The sequence below is a fragment of the Cupriavidus pauculus genome, assembly GCF_008801835.1.
GTDB classification, from domain to species: Bacteria; Pseudomonadota; Gammaproteobacteria; order Burkholderiales; family Burkholderiaceae; genus Cupriavidus; species Cupriavidus pauculus.
The window spans coordinates 1-18,226 of record NZ_VZOW01000009.1; the positions used below are offsets into that span (position 1 = coordinate 1).

The window sequence follows — 18,226 nt, forward strand, 5'->3', positions numbered from 1 at the left end:
GGCCGTGCCAGCGCGGTGTGCGCGGGCGGCGCCGGCGATGCCGCGGCCGGCCTCGCCCGGGGCTGCCCGGTCGGGCTCAGCGTGCGCCGGCGTCGGCGAGTTCGACGTTGTCATCGCCGCCACGCAGCACGCGGCTCAGGCGCGCGCGATCGAGCTCGCGCTCCCACGCCGACACCACCACGGTGGCCACGCCATTGCCGATGATGTTGGTCAGCGCACGGCATTCGCTCATAAAGCGGTCGATGCCCAGGATCAGCACCATGCCCGCCACCGGAATCGTCGGCACCACGGCCAGCGTGGCGGCCAGCGTGATGAAGCCCGAGCCGGTCACGCCGCTGGCGCCCTTCGAGGTCACCATCGCCACGGCGAGGATCGTCAGCTGCTGCATCAGCGTCAGTTCGATATTGGTGGCCTGCGCGATGAAGATCACCGCCATCGTCATGTAGATATTGGTGCCGTCGAGGTTGAACGAATAACCGGTCGGCACCACCAGCCCGACCACCGACTTCGAGCAGCCGAGCTTTTCCATCTTTTCCATCAGGTGGGGCAGCGCGGCCTCGGACGAGCTGGTGCCCAGCACGATCAGCAGTTCTTCCTTGATGTACGCGACGAAGCGGATGATCGAGAAGCCGATCAGGCGCGCCACGGTGCCCAGCACCACCAGCACGAACACAATGGCCGTGAAGTAGAACGTGCCGATCAGCTTGAGCAGCGGAATCAGCGAGCCCAGGCCGTACTTGCCGATGGTGAACGCCATGGCGCCGAACGCACCGATCGGAGCCACCTTGGTGATCACGTGCACGATGTGGAAGAACACCTTCGACACCTGGTCCACCATGTCGTGGACGATGCGCGCGCGCTCGCCGATGACTGCCAACGCAGAGCCGAAGAACAGCGACACCAGCAGGATCTGCAGGATGTCGCCGTTGGCGAATGCGCTGAAGATCGTGTCCGGGATGATGTGCATGAAGAATTCGACCGTGCTCTGGCCGTGTGCCTTCGACACGTATTGCGAGATCGACTTGGTGTCCAGCGTGGCCGGGTCGATGTTGAAGCCGACGCCCGGCTTGAGCACGTGCGAGGCGACCAGGCCGATCAGTAGCGCGAAGGTCGAGACGATCTCGAAATAGAGCAGCGCCTTGCCGCCCACGCGGCCCACCTTCTTCATGTCGCGCATGCCGGCAATGCCGGACACCACGGTACAGAAGATGATCGGCCCGATGATCATCTTGATCAGCTTGATGAACGCGTCGCCCAGCGGCTTCATTTCCACGCCGGTTTGCGGCCAGAAATGACCCAGCAGGATGCCGACGGCGATCGCGAACAGGACCTGCACGTACAGGATCTTGTAGAAGGGTTTCCTCATGATGTCTTCCTCGGTGTTTTGACCGGTGTGGGCGCTCGATGGCGTCCCGCGTTGCACGCCTGGCCAGAAAGCGTCGGCGGCGCGTCTGCTGGTAACTATTTGCAACAGCCGTGCCACAGCGAGGGCGGCGATCAAGTCATTGATTTACAAGGAAGTCGTGAGAATCGCGCGGCGCGGCGCTCCAGAATTCCGGAAATCCGGAATGGTGGACTCCGGAAATCCGGACGGCATTGCGCCGCTTGCACCACTCAAAAGTGTCGCCAGAGGCATCCCGATGGATACCGCTGCATGGTCAGGTGTCGGTGCGCAGGGCCGTGGCGCTGTGGATTCCGGATTTCCGGGCAGTGTCGCGGCGCGGAATGACATGGCCGACCACGTATAATTACGAGCTTCCGATTCACGCCGCGCCCGCGTCCGCCCCTGTACGACGGCGCGCGCACGCCAGTCCGCCGTCATGAGCAGCTACTACAAACATCACGTCTTCTTCTGCCTGAACCAGCGCGACGACGGCAAGGCTTGCTGCGCCGACCACAATGCGCGCGCCATGCAGGAATACGCCAAGAAGCGCTGCAAGGAGCTTGGCATCGCCGGCGCCGAAGGCCGCGTGCGCATCAACAAGGCCGGCTGCCTGAACCGTTGTGAACTTGGACCGGTGCTGGTGGTCTACCCCGAGGCCGTTTGGTACACCTTCGTCGACGAGCAGGACATCGACGAAATCATCGAAAGCCATCTGATCAACGGCAAGCCCGTCGAGCGCCTGATGGTGGACCGCTGATCCCCGTACCTGCCGAGCCGCGCCGGGTCGATGCCCGGTTTTTTGTTGTGCCGTCGTTATCCTGCCCCCAGTCATCATGAACGCGCATACCCAGGTCACCACCATTGCCGGTCCCGTCGGCGCCATCGACATTTCGATCGATCTGCCGCAGAACGAACCCGTGCGCGGCATCGCGCTGGTGGCGCATCCGCACCCGCTTTTCGCGGGCACCAAGGACAACAAGGTGGCGCAGACGCTGGCGCGCACCTTCGTCGCACTGGGCTACGCCACGGTGCGCCCCAATTTTCGCGGCGTCGGCGGCTCGGCCGGCGAGCACGACAAGGGCATCGGCGAACAGGACGACCTGCTGGCAGTCATCGACTGGATGCGCACGCAGACCGCGTGGTCGCCGCAAGTGGCCACGCTGCCGCTGGCGCTGGGCGGATTTTCGTTCGGCAGCTTCGTGCAGACGCACGTGGCACGCCGTCTGGCCGAGGCCGGCAAGCCCGCGCAACGGCTGGTGCTGGTGGGCACCGCCACCAGCCGCTGGGACGTCGCCACGGTGCCGGCCGACACCATCGTGATCCACGGCGAACAGGACGACACGGTGCCTCTGGCCAGCGTGCTGGACTGGGCCCGTCCGCAAGAGCTGCCGGTGATCGTCATTCCCGGCGCCGACCATTTTTTTCATCGCAAGCTGCACCTGATCAAGCAGCTTGTCGTCAACGCGTGGGAACGGTGAACCGTCCCGTCCGCGCCCATCCTTTTCTCGTTGGAACATTACTCATGCTGAACAGAGCCACGCCGCACTTCGCGTCCGCCCTCGCCCCCGTCGCCATCGCCGCGACGATCGCCACCGCGCTTGCCGCCGCTCCTGCCGCCGTGCTGGCGCAGGGCGTGCCGACGCCGCAAGTGGCCGCCAAGTCCTGGATGCTGTACGACGTGACCAGCGGTCAGGCGCTGGCATCGCAGAACGCCGACCTGCGCATCGAACCGGCGTCGCTGACCAAGCTGATGACGGCCTACCTGGCGTTCGAGGCGCTCAAGGAAAAGCGTCTGACGCTGGACCAGACCGTGACGCCCACCGACATCGTGCGCAAGGTGAAAAGCGATGAGTCGCGCATGTTCATCGAGGCCGGCAAACCGGTCAGCGTGCAGGACCTGCTGTTGGGCCTGATCGTGCAGTCGGGCAACGACGCCGCGCTGGCGCTGGCCGAAGCCGTGGGCGGATCCGAGGAAGGCTTCGTGGCGATGATGAACCGCGAAGCGCAGCGCATGGGCATGAAGGGCACGCACTTCACCAATACCGACGGCGTGCCCGACCCGAACCACTACACCACCGCGGTGGACCTGGCCACGCTGACCACGCGCCTGATCAAGGACTTCCCCGAGTACTACGCGATGTACTCGCAAAAGGAGTTCACCTATAACAAGATCAGGCAGCCCAACCGCAACCGCCTGCTCTACATCGACCCGACCGTGGACGGCGTGAAGACCGGCCACACCAAGTCGGCCGGCTACTGCCTGATCTCGTCGGCCAAGCGTCCGCTGGCCAATGTGCCGAATGGCTCGCGCCGCCTCGTGTCGATCGTTATCGGCACCAGCACCGAGCAGATCCGCACGCAGGAAAGCCTGAAGATCCTGAACTACGGCTTCCAGTTCTTCGACACGCTGCGCCTCTATGACCGCGGCCAGGTGCTGGCCACGCCCGACATCTACAAGGGCAAGAGCGGCACCATCAAGATCGGTGTGGCCGACGAGACGTTCGTCACGGTGCCCAAGGGCACGGGCGGCCGCCTGAAGCCGGTGCTGGAGCGCCAGGAACTGCTGATCGCGCCGATCGCGGCAGGCCAGCAAGTGGGCACGGTCAAGCTGATGGACGGCAACAACAAGGTGGGCGAATTCCCGGTGGTGGCGCTCGAGGAAGTGCCCGAGGCGGGCTTCTTCGGCCGCCTGTGGGATACGATCCGCCTCTGGTTCAAGCGCAAGTAAGGAATCCAGATGACAACCGATTCGAACAACGGTCCGCTGACGCCGGGCGATATTCCGCCCGAGCAGTCGCTGATCGAATACCCGAGCGATTTCCCGATCAAGGTGATGGGCGCGATGCAGGACGGCTTTGCCGAAGCCATCGTGACGCTGATCCAGGACTTCGACCCGAACTTCCACGCCGGCAAGATGGAGATGCGTCCTTCGCGCAACGGCAACTACCTCGGCCTGACCGTGACCGTGTGGGTCACCAGCCGCGAGCAGCTCGACGATCTGTATCGCGCGCTGACGTCGCACCCGATGGTCAAGGTGGTGCTGTAAGCGCATGAACGCCATCACCCTGAAGCCGGGCAAGGAAAAATCGCTACTGCGGCGCCATCCGTGGGTCTACGCCACGGGCATCGCCTCCACCGAAGGCCGCTGCGAAGCGGGCTCGACCGTGGTCATCCGCGCCGCCGACGGCCGGTTTCTGGCGCGCGGCGCCTACAGCCCGGCATCGCAGATCCGCGCCCGCGTGTGGACGTTCGATGAGAACGAGCCGGTCGATCACGCGCTGTTCAAGCGTCGCGTGGCCGCCGCCGTGGCGCATCGCAAGCGCTGGGTGCACGACACCAGCGCCGTGCGCCTGATCTTCGGTGAAGCAGACCGCGTGCCGGGCCTGATCGTCGACTACTACGGCCAGGGCGAAACCGGCCAGCTGGTGTGCCAGTTCAATGCCGCGGGCGTCGAGCAGTGGAAGGATGCGCTGGTGCAGGCGCTGATCAAGGAAACCGGCTGCCCCAACGTCTACGAACGGTCCGACGCGGCAGTGCGCCAGCGCGAAGGCCTGGAACTGGTGACCGGCGTGCTGGCCGGCGCCGAACCCGATCCGGAACTGTCGATCACCGAGCACGGCGTGCGCTACTACGTGGACGTGCGCAACGGCCACAAGACCGGCTTCTATGTCGACCAGCGCGACAACCGCAAACTGGTGGGCGATCTGGCCGAAGGGCGCGAGGTGCTCAACTGTTTCTGCTACACCGGCGGCTTTTCGCTGGCGGCGCTGCGCGGCGGCGCCGCGTCGGTGACGTCGATCGATTCGTCGGGCGAAGCGCTGAAGATCGCGGCCAACAACGTCACGCTGAACGGCTTCGATGCGCAACGCGCCACCTGGCTCGATGCGGACGTGTTCAAGACGCTGCGCGAATTCCGCGCCGAGAACCGCCAGTTCGACCTGATCGTGCTCGATCCGCCAAAGTTTGCGCCGTCGGCCCAGCACATCGACCGGGCCGCTCGCGCGTACAAGGAAATCAATCTGGTCGGCATGCAGTTGCTGCGTCCGGGCGGCCTGCTGTTCACGTATTCGTGCTCGGGCGCGATCGGCATGGAACTGTTCCACAAGATCGTGGCCGGCGCCGTGACCGACGCTCGCGCCGACGCCCGCATCCTGCGCCGCCTGTCGGCCGGCACCGATCATCCGATGTCCGCGGCATTTCCCGAAGGCGAATATCTGAAGGGCCTGCTGCTCGAGAAAATCTGACACGTCCGGCAGCGGCGCAGCCGGGCCCGGGTTTTCCAGAATTGCCTTGAGACTGTCTCACTCCGGTCATATTGGCCGCATAAGATTCGTCTCACGGTAAGGCATTGGCAGGTGTCTGACCGTCTCTTCTTATCAGTCTTCGTGGTAATGGCCCCGCCCTTGTGGCGGGGCGTTTTTTTTTTGCGCTTCGCGCATTCGCCGCACCACCGCCAGCCGGCATGGAGGGCGCCCTCTACTGCCGCCACCGCGCGCCGCCGCGTCATCTGAAACTCCCTATAATCGAACGATCGTTCAGTTCACCGATTGCGTACCCATCATTCGAGGAGACTTCATGCCCGGCGCCAAACATATTCCACCCGTCCTGCAAAACCTGGCCTTGCCCGTGATCGCATCGCCCATGTTTATCGTCAGCTATCCGGAGCTGGTGATGGCCCAGTGCAAGGCGGGCATCGTTGGCTCGTTCCCGGCGCTCAACGCGCGTCCGGCCGAACTGCTCGACGAATGGCTGACGATGATCCAGGAAGAGCTTGCGGCGTTCCAGGCGGCCAATCCTGGCAAGCCGGTGGGGCCGGTGGCGGTGAACCAGATCGTGCATGTGTCCAACGCTCGGCTGGAGCACGACGTGAAGGTCTGCGTGGAGCACAAGGTGCCGATCTTCATCACGTCGCTGCGCGCGCCGGTCAAGGAAATGATCGACGCAGTGCACAGCTATGGCGGCATCGTGCTGCACGACGTCATCAGCATCCGCCACGCGGAGAAGGCAATCGAGGCCGGCGTCGACGGGCTGATCCTGGTGGCGGCTGGCGCGGGCGGCCATGCCGGTACGCTGTCGCCGTTCGCGCTGGTCGGCGAAGTGCGCAAGATCTTCGATGGCCCGATCGCGCTGTCGGGCGCGATCGCCACCGGCGACGCCGTGCTGGCCGCGCAAGCCATGGGCGCCGATTTCGCTTATGTCGGCACGCGCTTCATCGCGTCGCAGGAAGGCCACGCCAGCGCCGAGTACAAGCAATCGATCACCAGTTCGGCCGCGTCGGACATCATCTACACCAACCTGTTCACGGGCGTGCACGGCAACTACATCCGCGAGAGCATTCTTAATTCGGGGCTCGATCCCGAAAACCTGCCCGTGGCGGACAAGACCAAGATGGACTTTTCCAGCGGCGCATCGAAGGCCAAGGCATGGAAGGACATCTGGGGCGCCGGCCAGGGCGTGGGCCAGATCCACGACATTCCCACCGCGGGCGAGATCGTGGCGCGCATGAAGGCCGAGTACGATGCGGCGCGCGCCCGCCTGGGACTGGTAGCATAAGGGCGTTTTTGCGCCCTGCGCCCACCATCGCGCCGCTTTTCGCCCCCGTACCGTTGCAGCCCGCCCACCCCGAACGCCCCAACCGCCAGGCCGGCCAGCCTGAAACGCTTACCCACCGCGAGCGCGCGATCCGCGCGTTCTGGGTGACCTGCGGCGCGCTGAGCCTGGTGCTCGGCATCATCGGCATCTTCCTGCCGCTGCTGCCGACCACGCCGTTCATCCTGCTGGCCGCCGCGTGCTTCGCGCGCGGTTCGGAAAAATTCCATCACTGGCTGATTACGCACCAGCGCTTCGGGCCGCTCGTGCGCGACTGGCAGGCGCATCGCAGCATCCCGCTGCGCGCCAAATGCCTCGCGCTTTCGATGATGTGGATCTCGATGGGCACCACCGCGTGGCTACTGCGCGGGCGCCCCGTGTCGTCGCTGACGCTGCTGGCGATCGGGCTGGCGGTCACGGTATGGATGGTGCGGCTGCCGACGCGCCCGCGCGGCGGCTACGCCGATACGGACACGCAGCAGCCATGACCGCGGCGCGCGCGCGACGCCCCGTTGCGCGCCCGCCGCTGTCAGTCGTAACGGCGCGCGTCCTCGATCACGCGGCCGTCCTGCGGCAACGATCCCGCCGCCACAAACTGCACGTCGCCGCGCAGGCGCATCACCTCCCGCATCGATTCGGCAATAGCGCGCGCCAGGCCTTCGTCGTCGCGCGTGGCGTCGCAATGCAGCGTCATGGCGTCGTTGCCGACCGCGCCCGTCACCACCAGCCGTGCGGCGCGCACTTCCGGATGACGGCGCACCACATCGGCCACCTGGCCCGGATGCACGAACATGCCCTTGACCTTGGTGGCCTGGTCCGCGCGGCCCAGCCAGCCTTTCAAACGGATGTTGGTGCGGCCGCAGGGGCTGGCCCGATGCGATGAATCGGCCACTACGGCCGACAAGTCGCCGGTGCCGAAACGGATCAGCGGATAGTCGCCATTGCCGAGCACGGTGACCACCACTTCGCCCGTTTCGCCCTCTGGCATCGGCTTGGAGCCGCCCGGCTCGACGATTTCCACGATCACGCCTTCGTCGACCACCCAGCCGTCGCCGCCATCGGTTTCGTAGGCGATCAGGCCGAGATCGGCAGTGCCGTACATCTGCCGCGCCACGATGCCATGGTCCTGCAACCACGCACGCAGCGTGGGCGGGCAGGCTTCGCCGGATACCAGCGCCTTCGACAGGCTGCCGCACGGCGCACCCATTTCGGCGCCGCGCTCGATCAGCAGTTTCAGGAACGACGGCGTGCCCGCATAGGCCGCGGGCTGCAGGCTGGCCAGCGCCTGCACCTGCGATTCGGTCTGCCCGACGCCAGCGGGAAACACGCAGCAGCCCAGCCGGTGCGCGCCCGACTCCATCATCATGCCGGCCGGCGTGAAGTGATACGAAAACGTGTTGTAGACCAGATCGCCAGCGCGGAACCCGGCGGCAAACATCGCGCGCGCGGTGCGCCACCAGTCCGCCGCAAAGCCGTCGGGCTCGTGGATTGGCCCGGGCGACTGAAACACATGACGCAGCGCACCGACGCGCGTCGCATTGAGCCCGCCCAACGGCGGCGCCGCGCGCTGGCGCGCCGCCAGTTCGGACTTGCGCGTGACCGGCAGCAAGGCCAGCGCCTCACGCGAGCGGATCTCGCGCGCATCGACTTCGCACAGCACCTCGGCGAAGTACGGCGCGTGCGCCTGGGCGTGGGCGATCTGCTGCGCCAGCGCGGTCATCAACGCCGCTTCGCGCTCGGCGGGTGCGCGCGTTTCCAGGGAATCGAAGTAGTCGGCCATGGCAGAAATTTCGTGGACGATGCTGGGACGTTATGGTGAGAGTGGCGATGGCGCGCCGAGGTCAGCTTGCGGGCCGGCGGTGCGCGCCGGTGTGCGGCTCGGCGCGGGTCGGCTATGAGCCGCGCTCAGGCCAGCCAGCGCTTGCGCCGACGATAGCTCTTGACGTCGCGGAACGATTTGCGCGCGCCGCCCTCGGCGTCGTTGGCGGCCACGCCCAGATAGAACTCCTTGACGTCCTCGTTGGTGCGCAGCGATTCGGCGTCGCCATCCATGACCACGCGCCCGTTTTCGAGGATGTAGCCGTAGTCGGCGTAGCGCAGCGCCACCATCGTGTTCTGCTCCGCCAGCAGGAAGCTGACGCGCTCGCGCGTGTTCAGGTCGCGCACGATCTCGAAGATTTCCTCCACGATCTGCGGCGCCAGGCCCATCGACGGTTCGTCGAGCAGGATCATCGACGGCTTGGCCATCATCGCCCTACCGATGGCGCACATCTGCTGTTCGCCGCCCGACGTATAGCCAGCCTGCGACTTGCGGCGCGTCTTCAGGCGCGGAAAGTACGCGTAGATCTTGTCCAGCTCATCGCGCGTATCGCCGCGCGACAGTCCGCGCGTATAGGCGCCGGTCAGCAGGTTTTCCTCGATGGTCAGATGCGCGAAGCAATGGCGGCCTTCCATCACCTGGATCACGCCGCGCTTGACGAGGTCGTTGGGCGTGAGCTGATCGACGCGCTGGCCGCGATATTCGATCGATCCCTTGGTGACGTCGCCGCGCTCGGCGTGCAGCAGATTGGAGATCGCCTTGAGCGTGGTGGTCTTGCCCGCGCCGTTGGCGCCCAGCAACGCCACGATGCGGCCCTCGGGCACATCGAGCGACACGCCCTTGAGCACCAGGATCACGTGGTCGTAGATGACTTCGATGTTGTTGACGGATAGCAGGGACATGGCGACGCCTCGAAATTTCCCACCGTTTGCGAGCGCCCTCTCCCACGCATGGGAGAGGGGCGACCACTCAGCCGCGCAGCGCCGCGGCTCAGGACTTCATGCACGCGGGCGTGAAGCCTTTTTCCTTGGCGTACTGCGCGGCGGTGGCCTTGAACAGCGGGTGGATCAGGTTCTTGTTGCCTTCGATCCAGTCCGACACCACCACCCACTTGGTGCCGTCCCACTGCTGGATCTTCACCTTGCCCGATCCTTCGTGGTTGTCGCAGCTGGTCTTGATCTCGGGCAGCAGGCCGGTGGCGCCGAGCTGTTGCAGGCGCGCGCTGGTCAGGTTCAGGTTTTCGAACGCCCAGCGCATTTCGTCGCCGCTCATCACCTTCTTGCCGAACTTGGCCTGCGCCACGCGGATCGCCTCGACGGTCACCACGGCCGCCGACACGCCGCGGTTATAGAGCACCGATCCCACCTTGTTCTTGTCCTGCATGTTGCCCTTGCCGGCGCCGTAGACCACCTTCTCGATATCGGCGATCAGCGGCACGCCCTTGCCGGCCACGTTCCATGTCGCGCTCATGTAGCCCTTGGCCGCGTCGCCGGCCGGCACGGTGTCTTCCTCCGATCCCGCCCACCACGAGCCGATCATCTTGTCGCGCGGAAAGCCCACCTTCTGCGCGGCCTTCAGCGCGGTCTGATTCATCACGCCCCAGCCCCAGAAGATCACGTAGTCCGGATTTTCCTGGCGAATCTTGAGCCATTGCGCGCCCTGTTCGTTGCCCGGATGCGCCACGGGGATTTCCACCAGGTTGAACTTGCCGAGCTTCGCCTCGGCCTGCAACGCCACGATGGGCTCCTTGCCATAGGCCGAATCGTGATACAGGTAGACGATCTTCTTGCCCGCGAGCGAGCCGCCGTTCTTCGACGCCAGGAACTTGACGATGGCCGACACCTGCATCTGGTAGGTCGTCACGAGCGGGAACGCATAGGGGAACACCGAGCCGTCCACCGCGTCGGTGCGGCCGTAGCCCATCATCACCAGCGGCACCTTGTCCGCGGCGGTCTTGTCGACCAGCGCATATGAGATGCCGGTGGACATGGTGTGATACGCGGTGCCCTTGCTGGTGCTGTTCTTGGCTTTCAGCCGCTCATAGCACTCCACGCCCTTGGCGTTGTTGTATTCGGTTTCGCATTCCTCCCAGGACAGCTTCACGCCGTTGACGCCGCCGTCCTTGAGATTGACGTAGTTCAGGTAATCGACAAACCCGCCGTAGAACGACTGGCCATTGGCGCCATACGGGCCGACGCGATAGCTGGGCAACGCGACGAACTGGTCGCCGGCCTGCGCTTGCGCCGGCAGCGCGGGCGCAAGCAACGCAGCGGCGACGCTGACCACCAGGGCGACGCGCTGCATGTTGCGAAATACGGTTGTCATGACAGTCTCCTTCACCTCGAACGGGCGTTGTTATGGGAACGACTCGAAAACACCACGCGGCGCGATGCACATCCGGCAAGACGATTCCGGCCGCGCAGCAATGCCGGAACCATGCCGACCGCACCGCTAATGCGGGAACGGCCAGAGCCGCAGCTTTTCCTTGGCGATCTGCCAGAGCCGCGCCAGGCCATGCGGTTCGACGATCAGAAAGAAGATGATCAAACCGCCAAACGTCATCAGCTGGATATGCGAGACGGTGGCGTTGGTGAACGGCAGGTGCAGCAACGCCGCCAGCGCGGGCAGCACGTTGTCGAGCAGGATCGGCAACAGCAGGATGAACCCGGCGCCCAGGAACGACCCGAGCACGCTGCCGACGCCGCCGATGATGATCATGAACAAGATGCGGAACGAGAGGTCGAGCGAGAAGCCGTCGGGCTCGACGGAGCCGAGATAGCAGAACGCGTACAGCGCGCCGGCCACACCGCAATAGAACGAACTCACCGCGAAGGCCAGCAGCTTGGTGCGCATCAGCGGAATGCCGATCACTTCGGCGGCCACGTCCATGTCGCGCACCGCCATCCAGGCGCGGCCCGTGGCCGAGCGCACCAGGTTCTTGGCGATCAGCGCCAGCACCACGACGATTGCCAGCACAAACAGGTACTTCTTCACCGGCGTGTCGATCGGCACGCCGAACAGATCGAGCCGCTGGGCCGTGATCACGCCCGACGAGCTGTTGTTCGACAGCCAGGGAAACTTGGTCAGCGCCCACACCACGAAAAACTGCGCTGCCAGCGTGGCCACGGCAAGATAAAAACCCTTGATGCGTAGCGACGGCAAGCCGAATGCCACCCCAACCAGCGCAGCCGTCGCGCCGGCGAGCACGAACGTCAGCAGCACCGGAATACCCTCGATGCGCAGCTGGAAGTTGTAGGCGGCATAGGCGCCGACCGCCATGAACGCAGCCGTGCCCAGCGACAGCTGCCCGGCGTATCCCGTGAGGATGTTCAGCCCCAATGCCGCGAGCGAGAAGATCAGGAATGGCGTGAGGATGGCGCTGAGCCAGTATTCGCTGCCCGTGAACGGAATCACGGCAAATGCTACGACCATCAGCAACGCAAAAAAGATGCGGTCCTGCCGGATCGGAAAGATCTGGCTATCGGCGATGTAGCTGGTCTTGAACTGGCCCGATTCGCGGTAGAGCATGAAATTCTCCAGACATCAGCAAAGTTAGCCTTCGCCGAAAACACATCGCCCGCTAGACGCGCGACTTGGACGGTTTTTGCCTCCGGCCGTCGCTGCGCGACTTAACTTTGCTGCGCAAAGTTAGCCTTCGCCGAAAACACATCGCCCGCTAGACGCGGTCGATGTGTTTCTCCCCGAAAAGTCCCTCCGGACGTACCAGGAGGAACAGCAACGCAAACACGTAAGGGAACCAGCCCTCAATGCCGCCGAAGTTTCCGCCGAACACGGACTGGAATACGGGCGGGATGTAGATTTCGGCCAGCTTTTCCGATGCGCCGATGATCAGGCCACCGACGATGGCGCCGGGCACCGATGTGAAGCCGCCAAGGATCAGCACCGGGAGGGCCTTGAGCGCGGTCAGCGTGAGCGCGAACTGCACGCCGTTTCGCGAGCCCCACAGCATGCCGGCCACGAGCGCCACAAAACCGGCCACGCCCCACACAATGGCCCAGATGTGCTGCAGCGGAATGCCCAGCGAGAGCGCCGCCTGGTGGTCGTCGGCCACGGCGCGTAGCGCGCGGCCTACCTTGGTGTACTGGAAGAACAGCGCCAGCACCGCCACCAGCACGGCGGCGATCAGTGCGGCGGCCAGGTCGAACTTTGACACGACGATGTTGAATTTCGTCAGGATCGATTCGATCGGCTCGTCGACGATGCCGAGCTGGATGGGACGGACCTCGTTGCCGAACAGGAGCGGCCCCAGCCCCTCCAGAAAGAACGACAGGCCGATGGTGGCCATGAACAGCGTGATCGGCGGCTGGTTGACGAGCTTGCGCAGCACGAAACGTTCGGTGCTCATGCCGACGATGATCATGACGACGAACGCGCCGATCACCGCTGCCCACATCGGCAGCCCCTTGTCCATCAGACCGACCACCGCCAGCGCGGCGAAATACACCATCGCGCCCTGCGCAAAGTTGAAGACACCGGACGCCTTGTAGATCAGCACAAAGCCCAGCGCCACCAGCGAATACATCAGCCCGGAGAGCAGTCCGCCGATCAGGATTTCGAAGAAGAAGGTCATGGTGTGGTCCCGGCGCGCGGCGCGGTGCGTTAGTGTGAAGCGCCCAGATAGGCGCGGATCACGTCGGGATTCGACTTGACCTCGTCGGGCGTGCCGTCGCCGATTTTCCGGCCGTAGTCGAGCACCACCACACGGTCGGAAATATCCATCACAACGCCCATGTCGTGTTCGATCAGCACGATGGTGGTGCCGAACTGGTGATTGACGTCGAGGATGAAGCGGCACATGTCCTGCTTCTCCTCCACGTTCATGCCGGCCATCGGCTCGTCCAGCAGCAGCATCGAAGGTTCGGCCGCCAGCGCGCGCGCCAGCTCCACGCGCTTCTGCAGGCCGTAGGGCAGGCGGCCCACCGGCGTCTTGCGGATCGCCTGGATTTCCAGGAAGTCGATCACTTCCTCGACCTTGCGGCGATGGCGCACTTCCTCGGCGCGCGCCGGGCCCCACCACAGCGCGTGCGCGAACAGTCCGGTGCGGAACTGCGTGTTGCGGCCGGTCATGATGTTGTCGAGCACGCTCATGCCCTTGAACAACGCAATGTTCTGGAACGTGCGCGCGATGCCCTGACGCGCCGCCTCGGTCGGATGCATCTGACGACGCTCCTGCCCGCGAAAGACGATGCGGCCGTGCTGCGGGTGATAGACGCCATTGATGACGTTGAGCATCGAACTCTTGCCCGCGCCGTTCGGCCCGATGATCGCGCGGATCTCGTGCTCGCAGACATCGAACGAGATGTCGGTCAGCGCCTTCACGCCGCCGAACGCCAGCGAGATGTTGTGCAGGTCGAGGATGACGTCGCCGCGCGTCTGCGTGCGCGCCGTGGCATCGGGCCGATGCGCGTCGCCGGTGCGCGGAATGTCTTCACGCGCGCCTTCGGCGTGACCCGGCGGCGCCAGGTTGCCGGGCGACACCATCGCGCCGGCGGCGTCTACGCGCGCCATGCCGCCCTGCCACGCTGTCTGGGTAACCGTCATGCTGATTGCCTCCCGTCCCTGTGAGCCTTCATGCCGCGCGCGCACCGCCAGCGGGCGGGAAGCGCTTCACGTCCACCAGCTTCAGCGTGGCCGACACGCTGCCTTCGCGGCCATCCTCGAACTTCACGCGCGTATCGATGAACTGCTCGGTGCGCCCGGCGTAGAGCGCGTCGACCAGCACGCGGTACTTCTCGGCGATAAAGCCGCGCCGCACCTTGCGTGTGCGCGTCAGTTCGTCGTCATCGGGATCCAGCTCCTTATGCAAAATCAGGAAGCGCGCGATCTGCGAGCCGGCCAGCATCGCGTCGGCGGCCAGATCGGCGTTGACCTGTTCCACGCAATCGGCAATCATCGCCGTCACTTCGGGCAGCCCGGCCAGATCGATGTATCCCGCATACGGCAGATGGCGGCGTTCGGCCCAGTTGCCCACCGCATCGAAATCGATATTGATAAACGCGCAGACCCTATCGCGGTCGGTGCCGAAGGCCACGGCCTCCTTGATGTACGGAAAGAACTTGAGTTTGTTCTCGATGTACTTGGGCGCGAACATCGATCCATCGGCCAGCTTGCCGACGTCCTTGGCGCGATCGATGATCTTCAGGTGACCGTCGGCGTCGATCACGCCCGCATCCCCGGTCATGAAATAGCCGTCGTCGTTGATCGCTTCGCGCGTGGCGTCGTCGCGCTTGTAGTACGCCTTGAGCAGACCAACGCCGCGCACCAGCACTTCGCCGTTGTCGGCAATGCGGATCTCCATGCCGGGCGCGGCGGGGCCTACCGAATCGAACTTGACCTGGCCATCGGGCTGCAGGCAGACGTAGGCGCAGGTTTCGGTCTGGCCATAGAACTGCTTGAGATTGATGCCGATCGAGCGGTAGAAGCGGAACAGGTCCGGTCCGATCGCTTCGCCGGCCGTGTAGCCGACGCGGATCCGGCTCATGCCCAGCACATTGCGCAGCGGCCCGTAGATCAGCAGTTCGCCCACCGCGTAGCGCATGCGGTCGGCCCATGACACCGCGCGCCCGTCGAGGATGTCGGCGCCGCAGCGGCGCGCCACGCCCATCGCCCAACCGAATATCTTGCGCTTTGCCCAGCCCGCATCTTCCATGCGGATCATCACCTGCGTGAGCAGCCCTTCGTAGATGCGCGGCGGCGCGAAATAGTAGGTGGGGCCGATCTCGCGCAGATCGGTCATCACGGTCTCGCGCGATTCCGGACAGTTGACCGTGAAACCCGCCACCATGGCCTGCGCATAAGAGAACAGGTTGTCGCCCACCCACGCCATCGGCAGGTACGACAGCACATCGTCGTGCGGGCCCAGGCCGTCGAACTGGCAACCGTTGCGCGCGGCGCCGATCAGGCCCGCGTGGGAATGGCACACGCCTTTCGGCTTGCCTGTGGTGCCGGAGGTGTAGAGGATGATCGCGGTGTCGTCCGGCGCGCCGGCCTGTACCGCCGCGTCGAAGAAGCCCGGATTGGCGCGGTCGTATTCGCGTCCGATTTCCTGCACGCGCGCGTACGACAGCAGCGAGGGATCGTCGTAATCGCGCAGGCCGCGCGGATCCTCGTAGATCAGATGACGCACGGCGCGGCCGCGCTCTGCCAGTTGCGGCTGCACCTCCAGCAGCTTGTCGACCTGTTCCTGATCCTCGACGATGGCGAACGCGATCTCTGCATCGTCAAGCACGTAGACCATCTCGTTGGCGATGGCGTCCTGGTAGAGCGGCACCGGTACGCCGCCCAGCGCCTGCGCGGCGGTCATCGCCCAGTACAGGCGCGGACGGTTGTCGCCCACCACGGCCAGGTTCATGCCGCGCTGAAAGCCGAGCGCTGCCAGCCCGCATGCCAGCTCGCGCACTTCGCGGGCCACCTGCGACCAGCTGTATGTCTGCCAGATGCCGAGATCCTTTTCGCGATGGGCCGGGTGATCGGGCCGCTGCGTGGCGTGCGCCAGCAGGCATCGCGGGAAGGTCGTTGCCGACGATTCCTGCATTGCTGTCTCCTCTCCCCGCCGACGTAGGTGCCATGCCGGGTATCAAGCCGCAACACCGGTCGCTATACTGGGTCGATCGCGCGACATTGCCGCACCGCATCAAGCCCGCCTTGCCTTTGTGGATGAGGATTGCTGGCAGGGGCCGGTTCCGTGTGATCGTAAGATAGCCGATGCCATCCGCCGGGGTTGTCGCGCCGACGACAATTCCGGGTTAATCCCTACGGAGTGCGATGCGTACCGATTCCCCGCATGATTTCATCGACCGCTGCGCCTGGGCCGTCGACCTGAGCGCCGAGCAACGCGAGCGTGTCAAACGCGTGACCACGGTGCGCGAGTACGCCCAGGGCGACTACGTCTGCCACAAGGGCGAACTGGCCGAACACTGGCTGGGCGTGGTCGAGGGCATCGTCAAGATCACCACCGTATCGCCGTCGGGCAAGTCGGTGACGTTCACCGGCGTGCCGCAGGGCGGCTGGTTTGGCGAAGGCGCGGTGCTCAAGAAGGAAATCCGCAAGTACGACGTGATGGCGCTGCGCCGTTCGCGCATCGCCTTCGTGCCGCGCGAGACTTTTCAGTGGCTGCTGGATACCAGTCTGCCGTTCACGCGCTTTCTGCTGATGCAGTTCAACGAGCGGCTTGGGCAATTCATTGCGGCGGTGGAATACGAACGGCTGCTCGACATCGATTCGCGCGTGGCGCGCGCCGTGTCGTCACTGTTCAACGAGCATCTGTACCCGGGCATCGGCAAGACGCTGGAGATCTCGCAGGAAGAGATCGGACTGCTGGCGGGCATTTCCAGACAGCGCGCCAACCAGGCGCTGAAGGTGCTGGAACAGCAGGGGCTGGTGCGGGTCGACTACGGCGTGATCGAAGTGCTCGATCTGGAAGGACTGCGCCAGTACGGCGAGTAGGCCGGCGCCGCGCACGGGCGCGTGAGACATGGGCGCAAAAAAACGCGACGGCGGCGCATTGGACGCACCGCCGTCGCGCATCGATCGCCGCAACCGTTACTTGCTGTACACGTACACGCCGCGTCCGGTCTTGCGGCCCAGATAGCCCGCCGCCACCATCTCGCGCATCAGCATCGCGGGGCGATACTTCGGGTCGGCAAATTCGGTGTAGAGCACTTCCATCACGGCCAGCATCGTGTCCAGGCCAATCATGTCGGCCAGCGCCAGCGGACCGATCGGATGATTGCAGCCAAGCTTCATGCCTTCGTCGATTTCCTCGGGCGACGCCAGGCCTTCGCCCAGCACGCAGAACGCCTCGTTGATCATCGGGCACAGGATGCGGTTGACCACGAAGCCCGGGCTGTTCTTGACCGTGATCGGATACTTGCCCAGCGCCTTCGACAACGCTTCCACATCGCCGTGCGTCGCGTCGCTGGTCTGCAGGCCGCGGATCAGTTCCACCAGCGCCATCATCGGCACCGGGTTGAAGAAGTGCATGCCGATAAAGCGGTCCGCGCGCGAGGTAACGGCGGCCAGCTTGGTGATCGAGATCGACGAGGTGTTCGATGCGATGATCACATCCGGCCCGACGATGCCGTCGATCTGCCGAAGGATCTTGACCTTGAGATCGTAGTTCTCGGTGGCGGCCTCGATAACGATATCGGCGCGCTTGAAATCGTCATACGAGGTGCTGCCGTGGATGCGCGACAGCGCGGCGGCTTTGTCGGCCTCGGTGGCCTTTTCCTTCTTGATCAGGCGATCCAGGCTCGATGCCACGGTGGCGATGCCCTTCTGCACTGCCGCGTCGCTGATGTCCACCATCACCACGTCGAGGCCCGCCACCGCGCATGCCTGCGCAATGCCGTTGCCCATCGTACCGGCACCCACGATGCCCACTGTCTTGATTGCCATGTCTCGCTACCTTGCGT

The 18,226-nt window shown here is 64.8% G+C and carries 17 protein-coding genes; 8 read left to right on the forward strand and 9 right to left on the reverse strand.

Annotation, left to right across the window (positions count from 1 at the left end):
• Window positions 1-76: 76 nt before the first annotated feature.
• Complete coding sequence (locus tag F7R19_RS11795; protein WP_280519607.1) at window positions 77-1,369, reverse strand: dicarboxylate/amino acid:cation symporter; 1,293 nt, start codon at window positions 1,367-1,369, stop codon at window positions 77-79.
• Between the two features lie 451 nt (window positions 1,370-1,820).
• Here F7R19_RS11795 and F7R19_RS11800 point away from each other — a divergent pair, with 451 nt between their 5' ends.
• The 7 genes from F7R19_RS11800 (at window position 1,821) to F7R19_RS11830 (ending at window position 7,461) form a co-directional block, all read left to right on the forward strand.
• The gene (locus F7R19_RS11800; protein WP_061959192.1) at window positions 1,821-2,141 is read left to right on the forward strand and encodes a (2Fe-2S) ferredoxin domain-containing protein; all 321 of its coding nucleotides are present in this window, start codon (window positions 1,821-1,823) and stop codon (window positions 2,139-2,141) included.
• Window positions 2,142-2,217: 76 nt separating this feature from the next.
• A complete protein-coding gene (locus F7R19_RS11805) occupies window positions 2,218-2,862 on the forward strand; it encodes an alpha/beta hydrolase (RefSeq protein WP_061959191.1) in 645 nt (214 codons plus the stop codon).
• 44 nt (window positions 2,863-2,906) lie between these two features.
• Entirely contained in the window at window positions 2,907-4,112 is a 1,206-nt protein-coding gene (locus tag F7R19_RS11810) for a D-alanyl-D-alanine carboxypeptidase family protein (RefSeq protein ID WP_150980793.1), read from the forward strand.
• Window positions 4,113-4,121: 9 nt separating this feature from the next.
• Window positions 4,122-4,430 carry a YbeD family protein gene (locus tag F7R19_RS11815; RefSeq protein ID WP_061959189.1) on the forward strand — a complete coding sequence of 103 codons (309 nt, stop codon included), beginning with the start codon at window positions 4,122-4,124 and terminating at the stop codon, window positions 4,428-4,430.
• A gap of 4 nt (window positions 4,431-4,434) precedes the next feature.
• A complete protein-coding gene (locus tag F7R19_RS11820) occupies window positions 4,435-5,628 on the forward strand; it encodes a class I SAM-dependent rRNA methyltransferase (protein WP_150980795.1) in 1,194 nt (397 codons plus the stop codon).
• A 331-nt stretch (window positions 5,629-5,959) separates the two neighbouring features.
• Window positions 5,960-6,937, forward strand: coding sequence for an NAD(P)H-dependent flavin oxidoreductase (locus tag F7R19_RS11825; RefSeq protein WP_061959187.1), 978 nt, complete (start codon window positions 5,960-5,962; stop codon window positions 6,935-6,937).
• Between the two features lie 53 nt (window positions 6,938-6,990).
• Complete coding sequence (locus F7R19_RS11830) at window positions 6,991-7,461, forward strand: YbaN family protein (protein ID WP_084004188.1); 471 nt, start codon at window positions 6,991-6,993, stop codon at window positions 7,459-7,461.
• 41 nt (window positions 7,462-7,502) lie between these two features.
• Here the strand turns inward: F7R19_RS11830 and F7R19_RS11835 are convergent, their stop codons facing one another.
• The 7 genes from F7R19_RS11835 to F7R19_RS11865 all read right to left on the reverse strand — a co-directional run bounded on the left by F7R19_RS11835 (window position 7,503) and on the right by F7R19_RS11865 (window position 16,347).
• Window positions 7,503-8,753 (reverse strand): phenylacetate--CoA ligase family protein, encoded by a 1,251-nt coding sequence (locus F7R19_RS11835; RefSeq protein WP_150980797.1) that lies wholly within the window; start codon window positions 8,751-8,753, stop codon window positions 7,503-7,505.
• 125 nt (window positions 8,754-8,878) lie between these two features.
• Window positions 8,879-9,694, reverse strand: a complete 816-nt coding sequence (locus F7R19_RS11840) for an ABC transporter ATP-binding protein (RefSeq protein ID WP_150980799.1) — start codon at window positions 9,692-9,694, stop codon at window positions 8,879-8,881.
• Between the two features lie 88 nt (window positions 9,695-9,782).
• Window positions 9,783-11,117 carry an ABC transporter substrate-binding protein gene (locus F7R19_RS11845; protein WP_150980801.1) on the reverse strand — a complete coding sequence of 445 codons (1,335 nt, stop codon included), beginning with the start codon at window positions 11,115-11,117 and terminating at the stop codon, window positions 9,783-9,785.
• 126 nt (window positions 11,118-11,243) lie between these two features.
• Window positions 11,244-12,320, reverse strand: coding sequence for a branched-chain amino acid ABC transporter permease (locus F7R19_RS11850; RefSeq protein ID WP_061959183.1), 1,077 nt, complete (start codon window positions 12,318-12,320; stop codon window positions 11,244-11,246).
• Between the two features lie 148 nt (window positions 12,321-12,468).
• Window positions 12,469-13,383, reverse strand: coding sequence for a branched-chain amino acid ABC transporter permease (locus F7R19_RS11855; RefSeq protein ID WP_061959182.1), 915 nt, complete (start codon window positions 13,381-13,383; stop codon window positions 12,469-12,471).
• Between the two features lie 29 nt (window positions 13,384-13,412).
• The gene (locus F7R19_RS11860; RefSeq protein WP_150980803.1) at window positions 13,413-14,354 is read right to left on the reverse strand and encodes an ABC transporter ATP-binding protein; all 942 of its coding nucleotides are present in this window, start codon (window positions 14,352-14,354) and stop codon (window positions 13,413-13,415) included.
• Window positions 14,355-14,382: 28 nt separating this feature from the next.
• Entirely contained in the window at window positions 14,383-16,347 is a 1,965-nt protein-coding gene (locus F7R19_RS11865; RefSeq protein WP_150980805.1) for an AMP-dependent synthetase/ligase, read from the reverse strand.
• A gap of 230 nt (window positions 16,348-16,577) precedes the next feature.
• Between F7R19_RS11865 and F7R19_RS11870 the strand changes: the two genes are divergently transcribed.
• Window positions 16,578-17,258 carry a Crp/Fnr family transcriptional regulator gene (locus tag F7R19_RS11870; RefSeq protein WP_061959179.1) on the forward strand — a complete coding sequence of 227 codons (681 nt, stop codon included), beginning with the start codon at window positions 16,578-16,580 and terminating at the stop codon, window positions 17,256-17,258.
• Between the two features lie 96 nt (window positions 17,259-17,354).
• Here F7R19_RS11870 and F7R19_RS11875 read toward each other — a convergent pair whose 3' ends face one another.
• Window positions 17,355-18,209, reverse strand: a complete 855-nt coding sequence (locus F7R19_RS11875; protein ID WP_150980806.1) for a 3-hydroxybutyryl-CoA dehydrogenase — start codon at window positions 18,207-18,209, stop codon at window positions 17,355-17,357.
• Between the last annotated feature and the right edge of the window lie 17 nt (window positions 18,210-18,226).

Excerpts from the sequence above, each read along its gene's own strand:
- F7R19_RS11800 (WP_061959192.1), top strand. The coding sequence starts at position 1,821 with ATGAGCAGCTACTACAAACATCACGTCTTCTTCTGCCTGAACCAGCGC.
- F7R19_RS11805 (WP_061959191.1), top strand. The coding sequence starts at position 2,218 with ATGAACGCGCATACCCAGGTCACCACCATTGCCGGTCCCGTCGGCGCC.
- F7R19_RS11810 (WP_150980793.1), top strand. The coding sequence starts at position 2,907 with ATGCTGAACAGAGCCACGCCGCACTTCGCGTCCGCCCTCGCCCCCGTC.
- F7R19_RS11815 (WP_061959189.1), top strand. The coding sequence starts at position 4,122 with ATGACAACCGATTCGAACAACGGTCCGCTGACGCCGGGCGATATTCCG.
- F7R19_RS11820 (WP_150980795.1), top strand. The coding sequence starts at position 4,435 with ATGAACGCCATCACCCTGAAGCCGGGCAAGGAAAAATCGCTACTGCGG.
- F7R19_RS11825 (WP_061959187.1), top strand. The coding sequence starts at position 5,960 with ATGCCCGGCGCCAAACATATTCCACCCGTCCTGCAAAACCTGGCCTTG.
- F7R19_RS11835 (WP_150980797.1), bottom strand. The coding sequence starts at position 8,753 with ATGGCCGACTACTTCGATTCCCTGGAAACGCGCGCACCCGCCGAGCGC.
- F7R19_RS11840 (WP_150980799.1), bottom strand. The coding sequence starts at position 9,694 with ATGTCCCTGCTATCCGTCAACAACATCGAAGTCATCTACGACCACGTG.
- F7R19_RS11845 (WP_150980801.1), bottom strand. The coding sequence starts at position 11,117 with ATGACAACCGTATTTCGCAACATGCAGCGCGTCGCCCTGGTGGTCAGC.
- F7R19_RS11850 (WP_061959183.1), bottom strand. The coding sequence starts at position 12,320 with ATGCTCTACCGCGAATCGGGCCAGTTCAAGACCAGCTACATCGCCGAT.
- F7R19_RS11855 (WP_061959182.1), bottom strand. The coding sequence starts at position 13,383 with ATGACCTTCTTCTTCGAAATCCTGATCGGCGGACTGCTCTCCGGGCTG.
- F7R19_RS11860 (WP_150980803.1), bottom strand. The coding sequence starts at position 14,354 with ATGACGGTTACCCAGACAGCGTGGCAGGGCGGCATGGCGCGCGTAGAC.
- F7R19_RS11865 (WP_150980805.1), bottom strand. The coding sequence starts at position 16,347 with ATGCAGGAATCGTCGGCAACGACCTTCCCGCGATGCCTGCTGGCGCAC.
- F7R19_RS11870 (WP_061959179.1), top strand. The coding sequence starts at position 16,578 with ATGCGTACCGATTCCCCGCATGATTTCATCGACCGCTGCGCCTGGGCC.
- F7R19_RS11875 (WP_150980806.1), bottom strand. The coding sequence starts at position 18,209 with ATGGCAATCAAGACAGTGGGCATCGTGGGTGCCGGTACGATGGGCAAC.